We start from the raw sequence: 12,991 nt of genomic DNA, 5'->3' as shown, positions 1-12,991 counted from the left end.
GCGGAACGATCTCCTTACTGAAACAGCGCCACGGCGCGGGTCCAGCCGGCCGAGCCGCCGCGGACCTTGGCCGGAAAGCAGGACACGAAGAAGCCATCGGGCGGCAGGGCCTCGAGGTTGTGCAGCTTCTCGAGGTGGCAGTAGCCGATGTCACGGCCGGCCTTGTGGCCTTCCCAGATGATGGCCGCATCGCCGTCGCGCCGATAGCGCTCGGCGGTGTACTGGAAGGGTGCGTCCCAGCTCCAGGCATCGGTGCCGGTCACGCGGATGCCGCGCTCCAGCAGGTACATGGTGGCCGCATAGCCCATGCCGCAGCCGGCCTGCACGAAGTCGGGCTGGCCATAGCGGCTGCCGGCGCGGGTGTTGATCATCACGATCTCCAGCGGCTGCAGCGTGTGGCCGATGCGGTCGAGCTCGGCCTGCACGTCCTCAGGCTGCACGATGTAGCCGTCCTCGAAATGCCGGAAGTCCAGCTTCACGCCGGGCTGCATGCACCATTCCAGCGGCACCTGGTCGATGGTGATCGCTGGCTCGCCGTGGTTCATGGTCGACGCGAAATGCCAGGGCGCATCCAGGTGCGTGCCGTTGTGCGTGCTGAGCTCGACCTTCTCCACGGCCCAGGCCTCGCCGTCGGGCAGATCCCCGGGCTTGAGGCCCGGAAAGAACTGCGACAGCCGGCTGAAGCTCTGCTGGTGGTCCATGTAGTGGATCCGCGGCGCGAAGGCCGGTGGATCGGAGATGACGTCGTTCTCCAGGTAGATGGAGAGGTCCACGATGCGCTTGAACATCAGGCGTCCATTTCGATGCCGAGGGGCGGAAGGATGCGCTGGTAGCGCGCGTATTCCTGCTGCAGGTAGGCCTTGAAGCGCTCCGGCGGCATGCCCGACACCTGGTTGCCGAAGGCCACCATCTTCGACTTGAACTCGGCATCGGCCAGGGTTTTGGCGACGCCGTCGTACAGCGCGGCGAGCACGTCGGGCGGCATCCGCGGTGGGGCGAGCATGCCGATCCACGCGGGCACGTCGATCTCGGGCATGCCCAGCTCCGCGAAGGTGGGCACGTTGGGCAGCGTGTCGGCGCGCTGCGCGCCGGTGATGGCCAGCGCCTTGATCTTGCGCGCCTCGATGTACTGCATCACCGACGACGGCGCGATGAAGGACACGTCGACCACGCCGCTGATCAGGTCCGTGAGCGGCGTGCCCTTGTAGGGCACATGGATGAGCTCGATGCCGGCCTGTCTGGCGAAGAGCGCGCCCACCACGTGCGTCGTGTTGCCGTTGCCCGCAGAAGCGTAGCTGAACCGGCCTGGCTGCTTCTTGGCGGCCGCGACGAAGTCGGCCACGCTGTTGAAGGGGCCGTCGGCCCGGTGCAGCAGGGCGAAGCCGTAGGTGGAATAGACCATCGTCAGCGGCGTGAAGCCATCGATGGGGTGGTAGGGCAGCTTCTTCATCAGCACGCCGTTGGTCAGGTGCCCGCCGGTGGTCCACAGCACGACGGAGCCGTCGGGCCGGGCCCGCGACACCTCGGCCGCGCCGATGGTGGTGGCCGCGCCGGGCTTGTTGTCGACGAGGCAGGTCCGGCCCGTGACCTTCTGGTAGGTGTCGGCAAAGATGCGGGTCATGCCGTCGAGGGCGCCGCCTGCCGGGAAGGGCATCACGATCCTCAGCATGTCGGGCAGGTTCGACGCGGCCTGCGTCATCGGCACCGCCAGGCCGGCGGCGAGGCCGGCGAGGGCCTCTCTTCGGTTCAGCATCGCTTGTCTCCTTCTGGGCGCCTGCGGCGCGTGAGCCCGGTCCCGCAGTCATCGGCCGGCCGCGCCAGTCTAGGCGATTCAAACGCTTGTTTCAATCGAATGTTTTCGGCGGCGTGATTCGCGTCGGACGATGACTTCTCTTCCACCGGCTGCACGCAGTGCTGAGGCAGAATCGCCGCGGCCCGCACGCCGCATCCGCCGGCTTGACCGGGCATCCCAGACCACACGACCACGCCCATGGCAGCACCCCGCAGCCTTCCGCCCGACAGGATCACCCGGCAGAAGATCATCGATTCGGCGCTCAAGCTGTACGCACAGAACGGCATCGACGGCGTGCCGGTGCGCGCATTGACCACCGATGCGGGCGTGAATGTCGCCGCGGTGCACTACCACTTCGGCAGCACTGAAGCCCTGGCGGAGGCAGTGTTCGGCGAACTGTCCGAGCGCCTCAATGCGCAGCGCGTGATGGCGCTCGACGCCATCACGGCGGGTGCCGCCCAGGCCGCGCGAAAGCCCGCGGTGGGCGCGATCGTGCGGGCCTTCGTCGCCCCCTATGTCGGACCGGAGGCGTCGACCGAGGGCCGGCTGCTTGCCCAGCTGATCCTCAAGCATCGGCTGTCGCCTTCGCCCATGACCGAGCGCGTGGTGGGCAAGCATTTCGATCCCATGGCCAAGAAGTTCGTGGCCGCCCTGTTGCAGGCCCTGCCCGAGGTGCCAGCCGGCGTCATGGCGATGCGCTACATGCTGATGGTCAGCACCGTCGTCCTGTCGCTCAGCGACCGTGGCCGCGCGCAGCGCCTGCAACGCCTTGCCGGCAAGAAGGCCGCGAGCGAAGACCTGCAGACCATGGAAGCCGCGCTGGTGGACTTCATCGTGGGCGGCCTGCGGGCGCCGGTGTCAGGTCCGTAAGGATCCGGACAGTCCCCGGCAATGGCCACTGCGGCGCGCGCAGGAGCCGGGGCTGGCAGGCCCCATCCGACTGCTGGCGAGGGGCGCCTCAGCCCGTCGCCGTCCGGTCCGGGCCCGAAGACGGCGTCGCCCCGGCCTGTTGGTTGGCCATGTTGCGGATCACGTCCATGAAGGCCAGCACGGCCGTGCTCGGCGGCTCGCCCTGCAGCGTGATCAGGCCGAAATCGGGCATGCGATTGGGGAGATCGGCCGCGATGCGCGTGAGCAGCCCCCGCCGCACGTACTTGTCCACCAGGGCCGCCGGCTGCAGCGACAGCATCGTGGTGCTCTGCATCAACTCCAGGGCGAACAGGAAGGACGGCGTCTCGACGATGCCCGAGGTGAGCGACAGGCCGGTGCTGCTGAAGATGTCGTCCGACACCCTGCGCAGCGCGGTGGAGGGCGGATAGAGGATCCACGGCCAGTTCGACAGCTCCCTCAGCGAGGGCGCATTCGGTCCGCGCAACGGGTGATGCACCCCCGCGGTGATCTGCAGCATTTCGCCACTCAGGTTCTCGTAGTGGAACTGGTCGCGATGCACCTCTTCCGTGAAGCGGCCGATCATCACGTCGATCTTGCGTTCGGCCAGCCATACGATGAGCTGGTCGCTGCTCTGTTCGAGCACCTTCACCACCAGCAGCGGCCGCAGGCGCTGCAGCTCGGCCACCGCGGCGATCAGCAGGTGTGCCGCGGAGCCCGAGATGGCGCCGATGGTCAGGTGGCCATGCCCGCCCTGCTTCAAGGTGCTGAACTCGTCCACGAACCGGCGGTGGCCGTCCAGCGCGGAGTGCGCATAACGCAGCGTGAACAGGCCCAGTTCGTTCGGCTGCATGCCACGCGGCAGGCGATCGAACAGGCGCGCCTCCAGCATCTCTTCGATGTCCACCAGCACCTTGGTGGCCGCGGGCTGCGTGATGTACATCTGCTCGGCCGTCAGGCGCAGATTGCGCGTCTTGCCGAGGATGTCGAGGAACTGCAGATGCCGGAAACGCAGACGGGAGACTTGCGCCAGCAGCGTGGATTTACCGGACGTCGAGTCTGAACTCATCAGCATTTGGAATGGATGCTAGCGAAAAAGTCAGTGGACCGTCAGATGGCCGTCACCTAGCCTTCGGATGCGTCGAGTACGGCTCCACAGAGGGCCGGCGCATCGCGGCAAAGTCGCCGCGCCACTGCATATTCCATTCTGGAGACATCATGAAGATCAGATCACTGGGCCTGGCGACTGTGCTGCTGGCCGCACTGGCCGGCTCCGCCTTTGCGCAGGTCAAGGAGCACGTATTCAAGATCGGCACCGGCCTCAGCGAGGACCATCCGCAGGCCCAGGCGCTCAAGTACTTCGCCGACCGCCTGGCGGCCAAGAGCGGCGGCAAGCTGACAGCGCGGGTCTATGCCAGCGGATCGCTGGGCAACGACCTCAGCATGACCTCGGCCCTGCGCGGCGGCACGCTGGAGATGACGATCCCCGACAGCTCCACGCTGGTGTCGCTGGTCAAGCCCTTCGGCGTGCTGAACCTGCCCATGACCTTCAACAACGAGAAGGAAGCCGACGCCGTGCTGGACGGCACCTTCGGCCAGAAGCTGCTGGCCAAACTGCCGGAGAAGGGCCTGATCGGCCTGGGCTACTGGGAGAACGGCTTCCGTCATGTCACCAACTCGCGCCGGCCGGTGCAGCGCGCCGACGACCTGAGCGGCCTGAAGCTGCGCGTGATCCAGAGTCCGCTGTTCCTCGAAACCTTCAACGCACTGGGCGCCAATGCCACGCCGATGCCCTTCACCGAGCTGTACACGGCAATGGAGCAGGCGGCGGTGGATGGGCAAGAGAACCCGCCGGCCACCATCCTGGCCAGCAAGTTCTACGAAGTGCAGAAGCACCTCGTGCTGTCGCGGCACATGTACAGCGCCTGGGTGCTGCTGATGTCCAAGAAGACGTGGGACGGCCTTTCGGCCGAGGAGCAGAAGATCGTGCAGGACGCGGCGAAGGAAGCCATGCTGTATGAGCGCAAGACCATCCGCGCCTTCTCCGACACGGCCCTGGCCGACCTGAAGAAGGCCGGCATGCAGATCACCGAATTGCCGCCCGCAGAGCAGGCCAGGATGCGCAGCAAGCTGCAGCCGGTGCTGGCCAAGTTCAGCAAGGAATACGGCGAGGACACCACCGCTGAGATGAACGGCGAACTCGCCAAGGTGCGCGGCAGCACCACGGACAGCAAGTAAGTCCCTCGGGCAAGCCTGCCCCGCGGGTTGGAGGCGGCCATGCGGCCGCTTCCATCGATCCTCCCCTTCCGACGTCGACAGCCATGAACAACAGAGCTGGTCGCAGCTTTCGCTCGCGCGAATGGTTTGCAGACCCCCATCGCTCCGACATGACGGCGCTCTATCTGGAGCGCTTCATGAACTACGGACTGACACCCGCCGAACTGCGTTCGGGCCGGCCCATCATCGGCATTGCGCAGACCGGCAGCGATCTGTCGCCGTGCAACCGCATCCACCTGGACCTGGCGCGTCGTGTGCGCGACGGCATCCGCGATGCCGGGGGCATTCCGATGGAGTTCCCCGTGCACCCCATCTTCGAGAACTGCCGCCGCCCCACCGCCGCCCTGGACCGCAACCTGGCCTACCTGGGCCTGGTCGAGATCCTGTACGGCTATCCCATCGACGCCGTGGTGCTGACCACCGGCTGCGACAAGACCACGCCGGCGGGCATCATGGCCGCGAGCACCGTGGACATCCCGGCCATCGTGCTGTCGGGTGGTCCCATGCTCGACGGCTGGCATGGCGGCGAGCTGGTGGGCTCGGGCACGGTGATCTGGCGCAGCCGCCGGCAACTGGCGGCCGGCGAGATCGACGAGGAGGAGTTCCTCCAGCGCGCCTGCAGCAGTGCGCCTTCGGCGGGGCACTGCAACACCATGGGGACGGCGTCGACGATGAATGCCGTCGCCGAGGCGCTGGGCCTTGCGCTGCCGGGCTGCGCCGCCATCCCGGCGCCCTACCGTGAACGCGGCCAGATGGCCTACGAGACGGGCCGGCGCATCGTCGGCATGGCCTTCGAGGACCTGCGGCCCTCGCGCATCCTCAGCCGCGAGAGCTTCCTCAACGCCCTGTCGGTGGTCAGTTGCGCGGGCGGCTCCAGCAATGCACAGGTGCACATCATGGCCATGGCCCGCCACGCCGGCGTGGAGCTGCGGCCGCAGGACTGGACGGACCATGCCTACGACCTCCCGCTGCTGCTGGACATGCAGCCCGCCGGCAGGTTCCTGGGCGAGCGCTTCTTCCGCGCCGGCGGCGTGCCGGCGCTGATGTGGGAACTGCAGCAGGCCGGCCGCCTGCACGGCGACTGCGCCAGCGTGACCGGCAAGACCGTGGGCGAGAACGTCCAGGGACGCGAAAGCACCGATCGCGAAGTCATCCGCCCCTTCGACGCGCCGCTGATGGCCAATGCGGGCTTCCTGGTGCTGAGCGGCAATCTCTTCGACTTCGGCATCATGAAGACCTCGGTCATCTCGCGAAGCTTCCGCGAGCGTTACCTGAGCCGGCCGGGCCACGAGGACGTGTTCGAGGCGCGCGCGGTGGTCTTCGATGGCGCCGACGACTACCACGCCCGCATCAACGATCCGGCGCTCGAGATCGACGAAGGCTGCATCCTGGTGATGCGCGGCGCCGGTCCCATCGGCTGGCCGGGCTCGGCGGAGGTGGTCAACATGCAGCCGCCCGATGCCCTGATCCAGCGCGGCATCCAGGCGCTGCCGACCCTTGGCGACGGACGCCAGTCCGGCACGGCCGACAGCCCCTCGATCCTGAACGTGTCGCCCGAAAGCGCCGTGGGCGGCGGCCTGCGCTGGCTCATGACCGGCGATGTGATCCGTGTCGATCTCAATGCCCGCCGCTGCGACGCCCTGGTGTCCGACGAGGAGATCGCCCGGCGCCAGCGCGAACTGCCCGCGCCGCAGTTGCCGCCGAGCCAGTCCCCCTGGGAAGAGATGTACCGGCGCAACACCGGACAGCTGGTGGACGGCGCCACGCTGGACATGGCCCTGAAGTACCGCCGCATCGCCGAGCGCACGCCGCGCCACAACCACTGACCACGCCCAAGGAAATCTGAATGACTGTGACAACGACGGCCCTGCCGGAGCGCAGCCCTGCCCTGCACGCCGTGCTGCCGATGGACGGCCTGGCCGGCACGCTCGTGGCCCGTGCCTGGTGCGCCGGCACGCCGGCCGGCCCGGCCGTGGTGGCCCTGCGCCCCGACGGCGTGTTCGACCTGAGCCGCCACTTCGCCACCATGAGCACGCTGCTCGAAAGCGAACATCCGGCACAGGCGGTGCGCGCGGCAGAGGGCCAATATCTGTGCAGCGTCGAGGCGCTGCTCGACAACAGCCGGGCCGAAGGCCGGGACCCGGCCCTGCCCTGGCTGCTGGCGCCGTGCGACCTGCAGGTGGTCAAGGCCGCCGGCGTGACCTTCGCCGCCAGCATGATCGAGCGCGTGATCGAAGAGCAGGCCGGCGGCGACGCCAGCCGCGCGCTGGCACTGCGCGGGCAGGTCATGGCCCTGATCGGCACCGACCTGTCCGACATCCGGCCGGGCTCGGCCCAGGCGCAGGCGCTGAAGCGCCTGCTGCAGCAGAAGAACCTGTGGTCGCAGTACCTGGAGGTGGGCATCGGGCCCGACGCGGAGGTCTTCACCAAGGCACCCGTGCTGGCATCGGTCGGCCACGGCCAGGCCATCGGCATCCGCGCCGAGTCGACCTGGAACAACCCCGAGCCCGAGGTGGTGCTGGCCGTCAACAGCCGCGGCGCCATCGTCGGTGCCGCGCTGGGCAACGACGTCAACCTGCGCGACATCGAAGGCCGCAGCGCGCTGTTGCTGGGCAAGGCCAAGGACAACAACGCGTCCTGCGCCATCGGCCCCTTCATCCGCCTCTTCGACGAGGGCTTCGCCCTGGAGCAGTTGCGCAGCGAGACGGTGCACCTGGAGGTGAGCGGCGAGGACGGCTACCTGCTGCGCGGCATCAACACCATGGCCAGCATCAGCCGTGCGCCCGAGGAGCTGGTGGACCAGACGATGGCCTGCCACCAGTATCCCGACGGCTTCATGCTGTTCCTGGGCACGCTGTTCGCACCGGTCGAGGACCGTGACGAGCCCGGCGCCGGCTTCACCCACAAGGTGGGCGACGTGGTGACCATCCACAGCCGCTGGCTGGGTCGCCTGCAGAACCGGGTGATGCACTGCGAGGCGGCGCCGCCCTGGCAGTTCGGCCTGCGCGCGCTGATCCGCAACCTGGCCGACCGCGGCCTGCTGCAAGGGGCGCGGCTGTGATGGCCGCGTCGAGCACCGCCCGGAGCTGCCCATGATCGACACCACCATCACGCGCTTCTGCCGCGCCATCGACCTCCTGATCGCCGCCGCGCTCGCCCTCATGGTGCTGCTGGTGTTCGGCAACGTGGTCCTGCGCTACGTCCTCAACTCCGGCATCGCGGTCAGCGAGGAACTGTCGCGCTGGCTTTTCGTCTGGCTGTGCTTCCTGGGTGCCGTCGTCGCGCTCAGGGACGGGGCCCACCTGGGCACGGACATGCTGGTCTCGCGCCTGAGCGCCACGGGCAAGAAGGTCTGCCTGGTGCTGGGGCACCTGCTGATGCTCTGCGTGACCTGGCTGTTCCTCACCGGCAGCTGGGTGCAGGCGCGGCTGAACATGGACATGGAGGCGCCGGTCACCGGCGCCCCGGTGGCCATCTTCTACGCCTCGGGCGTGGTGTTCTCGGTGCTGGCCGGCCTGCTGCTCCTGCTGCAGCTGGCGAGGGTGCTGACCGGGCGCATCCGCGAGAGCGAACTCGTCATGGTCAAGGAGTCGGAAGAGCAGGCCGAGCTCGAGGCCCTGCAGGCCCAGCTCGCGCGCGACGACGCCGCCCACGACCTCTTCCAACCCTCTCACTCCGGCAGCAAGGCCGGCGGACAGCGCCCATGACCGTCTTCATCTTCCTCGCCAGCCTCGTCGGTGCGATGGCGCTGGGCATCCCCATCGCCTATGCGCTGCTCGCCAGCGGCGTCGCGCTGATGTGGCACCTGGACCTGTTCGACGCCCAGATCCTGGCGCAGAACTTCATCAACGGCGCCGACAGCTTCCCGCTGCTGGCCGTGCCCTTCTTCATGCTGGCCGGCGAGATCATGAACGTGGGCGGGCTGTCGCAGCGCATCGTCAACTTCGCGCTCGCGCTGGTCGGCCACGTCAAGGGTGGGCTCGGCTATGTGGTCGTGCTCGCCGGCTGCCTGCTGTCGGCCCTGTCCGGCTCGGCCGTGGCCGATGCCGCGGCCCTCACGGCCCTGCTGCTGCCGATGATGATCAAGGCCGGGCACAAGAAGGAGGTGTCGGGCGGCCTGATCGCCGCGGCCGGCGTCATCGGCCCCATCATTCCGCCCAGCATCGGCTTCGTCATCTTCGGCGTCACGGCCAACGTGTCGATCAGCAAGCTGTTCATCGCCGGCATCGTCCCGGGCATCCTGATCGGCGCCGGCCTTGCGCTGACCTGGTGGTGGATAGGCCGCAAGGAGACGCTGGTGCTGCCACCCCGGAAGTCGCGCGCCGAAATCTGGGCCGCCGCGCGCGAATCGGTCTGGGCGCTGATGCTGCCGGTGTTCATCCTCGTGGGCCTGCGCATGGGGGTGTTCACGCCCACCGAGGCGGCGGTGGTCGCCGCGGTCTATGCGCTCTTCGTGGCCAACGTGATCTACCGCGAACTGCCGCTGCGCGCGCTCCTGCACATCTTCGTCACGGCGGCGCGCACCACGGCGGTGGTGATGTTCCTGGTGGCCGCCGCCATGGTGTCGGCCTGGCTCATCACGGTGGCCGATCTGCCGCAACAGGTCGTGGAACTGCTGCGCCCGCTGCTGGGCAACCAGACGCTGCTGATGATCGCCATCATGGTGCTGGTCATGGTGGTGGGCACGGCGATGGACATGACGCCGACCATCCTCATCATGACGCCGGTCCTGATGCCGCTGATCAAGGCCGCCGGCATCGACCCCATCTACTTCGGAGTGCTCTTCATCATCAACAACGCCATCGGCCTGGTCACGCCCCCGGTGGGCACGATCCTCAACGTGGTGGCCGGGGTGGGCCGCATGAAGATGGACGAGGTGACCCGCGGCGTGCTGCCGTTCATGGCCACGCAGTTCGTGGTGATGTTCCTGATGGTCCTCTTTCCGCAGGTGGTTCTGGCACCGCTGCGCTGGTTCTATTGACGCGCCGAGTGCATTGACAACAGGGGAAGAGATCCCTCTTCCCGATCAAAGGAGACAAGCATGCATCTGACCCTCGAACCCCTTCCGGCCGCACCGCGGCCGGGCACAACGGCGTCTGACGCCGGGCCGCCCGACAGGCGCCCCCGAACCGGCGCAGTCGGCAGCAGGACGGCGCGGACGGCCGGAAGACTCGACGCCAGGCGGGTGCTGGTTGCCCTCGCGGCCGGCTTCGTGGCGACCCACGGCGCCCTGGCGGCCGAGCGACCCACCGACCCTGCCCGCTGGCCGGGGCTCAAGGACGTCTACAAGAACTACTTCCTGATCGGCAGCACCAATCTCAGCGCTAGCAACTTCGCCACGAACGTGGTGCCGGGCGAGAACTCCGTGGCCGCCATGACGGTGAAGCACTTCAATGCGGTGACGCCCAGCAACGCGCTGAAGCCGGAGTTCTGGAGCGGCGGGATCAGCAATACCAACCCGAGTTTCCTGACCAATCTGACGTCCGGCATCAACGCCGACATCAGCGCCGCCAATGCACGCGACGTCAAGGTCACCGGGCATGTGCTGGTGTGGCACAACCAGTCGGCCCAGTGGCCCGCCGCCAACGTGCTGACCTCGACAGGCGGCTGGGAAACGCCCTGGGACTACGCGACGGCCAAGACCAATCTGGAGTACTACATCCGGACCGTGGCTGGCCATTTCGACCAGGCCCCGTTCAAGACCTACGCCTGGGACGTGGTCAACGAGGCCTTCAAGGACAACCCCGACAACCCGGCCGACTGGCGCAATGCCCTGCGCACCGGCTACAGCCCGGAAGAGCGGCCTTCCCGCTGGGCACAGGCCTACGCCAAAGGGGGCAAGAGCTGGGAGTACATGTACGACGCGTTCTACCACGCGCGCCAGAACACGACAGCCATCCTGAACTACAACGATTTCAACGACAACGAGCGCGCTTCCAAGGCCATGGCCATCGCGTCGATGGTCAAGGAATTCAACGAACGGTATGCGGCCGAGTCCGCAGCCGGCAAAGGTCGGGTCCTGCTGGACGCCAAGGGCAATCCCCGGCAGCTGGTCGACGTCATCGGCACGCAGGGCCACTGGGACATGCGGCTCAACCTGGATGCGTTCGAGCGCACCATCAAGACCTATCTCGAGACCGGGGCGAATGTCGATCTGACCGAGCTGGATCTCGCACCGACGCTGGGCCTGGACAAGGGCCAGCGGATCCAGAACGGCCCCGAGATGGACGCGCTGTTCAAGGAGCAGGGCATCCAGTACGCGAAGCTCTTCAGCCTGCTCAAGGAGTACGCCGCCGGCCCGGGCGGTCGCCACCCCGAGTACAAGGGCGGCGTGCACCGCGTGACGTGGTGGGGCATGACGGACCCGGGCTATCACACCAACGGGTACCCATGGTCGGCCGTCGGCCAGCCCAAGGAGGCGTACTGGGCCACCACGGACCCCGAGCAATACCTCATCGATGCGGGCCTGCCGCCCAACGGGGTCACCGCCACCTTCAGCTACGGCGGGGAAACCTTCAAGGCCCGGACCTGGGGCGGCAAGAACGCGCAGGCGATGCTGGACATCAACGTGCCGGCCAGCACCCGGAACGTCGCCTTCACGGCGGCCAACGTTTCGCTGCCTGCCGGGTTCGCCGTGGAGAGCATGAAGTTCAATCCGCCCGACTGTGCGGTCGTTCCCGGAAAGCCGTGCCATGTGACGGTGACCGCGCGCGGCGCTGCGCCGGCCACGACCGCGGTGGAGAACACCGCAACGTTCGTCCTGTCCTTCGGCAAGATGACGGTCGGATGGATGGACGCGGCCAATGCGCTCGAGGCCCCCTACTCCTATGCGGAGGTCCGCTTCAGCGATGGCGTGACGCCGTTCAAGCAGTACAAGACGTCCTATGGAAGCGACGGCATGGCGAGGGCATCGGGTGTGGCCGAGACGAGAGCGGTACCCAGACATGGGCGCACCACGCTCGTGCTCCTGCCGCAGGACCCGATCGCGGGCCCCTTCGGTCTGAAGCTGCAGAAGGATGCGTCGACGGAGAAGGCCTGGCGGCTCGTCACACGATTCGAGCCGGGCCGGACGTACATGGTCGTGTCGGGCGAGTCGGTCTTCGATGGAAAGAAGCAGGCCGCTGCGTTGACCAACAGGTCCAAGCCGGCGACCACGGCTTCGCCCGAATCGCTGTCACGCACGCCGGTCATCCTGCGCGGCGACATCCTCGTGCCGTCGCGAAACACCAATGCGCCCGACACCGAACCCGCTCTGGCCCAGGACAACCTCAAGTTCGTCTTCGAAGAGGCGAAGAGCCCGGCCGCAGGTCCGTATGCGAACCAGGAGGGGCACACGATGCAGAGCTTCATCCATGGGACCAACGTCTATCCGCAAATCGTCTTCAGGGGCAACGGTGCGGCGGGCACCGCCGTTGGGGGTCGGACGTCGCTGATCACGCGCCAGACGAACGGCCAGGAGGGCTCGCAGATCGCCGAACGAAACCTGGATCAGGCGGTGTGGTTCAACACGCCCATCGATCCGACCAGCGGCGAGATGAAGCTGTTCCTCTACAGTGAGAAAGACGGCGTCAAGCAATACCACGTGTTGACCGAAGTGGCTGACGGTGAGACCCCCGCCCGTGATGCCGGCAACGCCATCAGCCAGCGGCAGGGGGCCGTCGGCGGCTTCGTCGCCGTGCAGGCGGACGGCACCAAGGAGGGTACCGGCGTCAAACTCTACGCCTATGACATCGCCTCCTATACGGTGGACGAGGCGCCGACCACGCCCACGACGCCCACCACGCCGGCAACACCGCCCAGCGCGGAGTCCACGCCAGCGGTGATGCCGATCGCGCCGCCCTTCAGCCGAAAAGGCGGCTCGCTGGACTTCGGCGACCTTGCGCTGGTGCTCGCCGGCCTGGCCGCACTGGCGCTCGCCCGTCGACGCCGGAACTGAAACGAGGGCAGCGGGGGTCCTGGCGAAGAAGGTCAGGACACGCCCGCGCCGCCCGCCATGCCCGACCCATGCCCCCGCATGGCCGGGCATGTGCCTGG

10 protein-coding genes are annotated in these 12,991 nt (G+C 67.7%); 7 read left to right on the top strand and 3 right to left on the bottom strand.

Going from position 1 to position 12,991, the window contains the following annotated elements; translation table 11 throughout:
- Positions 1–14: 14 nt before the first annotated feature.
- Both BXA03_RS08385 and BXA03_RS08380 read right to left on the bottom strand, forming a co-directional pair.
- Positions 15–788 (bottom strand): cyclase family protein, encoded by a 774-nt coding sequence (locus tag BXA03_RS08385; RefSeq protein WP_076506083.1) that lies wholly within the window; start codon positions 786–788, stop codon positions 15–17.
- Positions 788–1,753, bottom strand: coding sequence for a tripartite tricarboxylate transporter substrate binding protein (locus BXA03_RS08380; RefSeq protein WP_083715962.1), 966 nt, complete (start codon positions 1,751–1,753; stop codon positions 788–790). Before BXA03_RS08380 ends, BXA03_RS08385 begins: the two co-directional genes overlap by 1 nt.
- A 237-nt stretch (positions 1,754–1,990) precedes the next feature.
- Between BXA03_RS08380 and BXA03_RS08375 the strand changes: the two genes are divergently transcribed.
- Positions 1,991–2,662, top strand: coding sequence for a TetR/AcrR family transcriptional regulator (locus tag BXA03_RS08375; protein WP_076506080.1), 672 nt, complete (start codon positions 1,991–1,993; stop codon positions 2,660–2,662).
- Between the two features lie 88 nt (positions 2,663–2,750).
- Here BXA03_RS08375 and BXA03_RS08370 read toward each other — a convergent pair whose 3' ends face one another.
- The gene (locus tag BXA03_RS08370) at positions 2,751–3,749 is read right to left on the bottom strand and encodes a LysR family transcriptional regulator (protein ID WP_076506722.1); all 999 of its coding nucleotides are present in this window, start codon (positions 3,747–3,749) and stop codon (positions 2,751–2,753) included.
- Positions 3,750–3,898: 149 nt separating this feature from the next.
- On the opposite strand from BXA03_RS08370, the gene BXA03_RS08365 reads away from it, so the two are divergent.
- The 6 genes from BXA03_RS08365 (at position 3,899) to BXA03_RS08340 (ending at position 12,893) form a co-directional block, all read left to right on the top strand.
- On the top strand, positions 3,899–4,918 hold the full coding sequence (locus BXA03_RS08365) for a TRAP transporter substrate-binding protein (protein ID WP_076506077.1): 1,020 nt from the start codon (positions 3,899–3,901) through the stop codon (positions 4,916–4,918).
- Between the two features lie 83 nt (positions 4,919–5,001).
- Positions 5,002–6,783 (top strand): IlvD/Edd family dehydratase, encoded by a 1,782-nt coding sequence (locus tag BXA03_RS08360; RefSeq protein ID WP_076506075.1) that lies wholly within the window; start codon positions 5,002–5,004, stop codon positions 6,781–6,783.
- Positions 6,784–6,803: 20 nt separating this feature from the next.
- A complete protein-coding gene (locus BXA03_RS08355; protein WP_076506072.1) occupies positions 6,804–8,018 on the top strand; it encodes a fumarylacetoacetate hydrolase family protein in 1,215 nt (404 codons plus the stop codon).
- A 31-nt stretch (positions 8,019–8,049) separates the two neighbouring features.
- Positions 8,050–8,664, top strand: coding sequence for a TRAP transporter small permease (locus BXA03_RS08350; protein ID WP_076506069.1), 615 nt, complete (start codon positions 8,050–8,052; stop codon positions 8,662–8,664).
- A complete protein-coding gene (locus tag BXA03_RS08345; RefSeq protein WP_076506067.1) occupies positions 8,661–9,938 on the top strand; it encodes a TRAP transporter large permease subunit in 1,278 nt (425 codons plus the stop codon). The genes BXA03_RS08350 and BXA03_RS08345 overlap by 4 nt, the downstream gene beginning before the upstream one ends.
- A gap of 60 nt (positions 9,939–9,998) precedes the next feature.
- Positions 9,999–12,893: an endo-1,4-beta-xylanase gene (locus tag BXA03_RS08340; RefSeq protein ID WP_083715961.1), complete on the top strand. Its 2,895-nt coding sequence runs from the start codon at positions 9,999–10,001 to the stop codon at positions 12,891–12,893.
- The last annotated feature ends 98 nt before the right edge of the window (positions 12,894–12,991 follow it).

The sequence above is a fragment of the Pseudacidovorax sp. RU35E genome (assembly GCF_900156165.1).
Lineage (GTDB): Bacteria > Pseudomonadota > Gammaproteobacteria > Burkholderiales > Burkholderiaceae_C > Xenophilus.
Note: the sequence above shows the minus strand (reverse complement) of the source record. Positions and strands in the feature narration are given on the sequence as shown.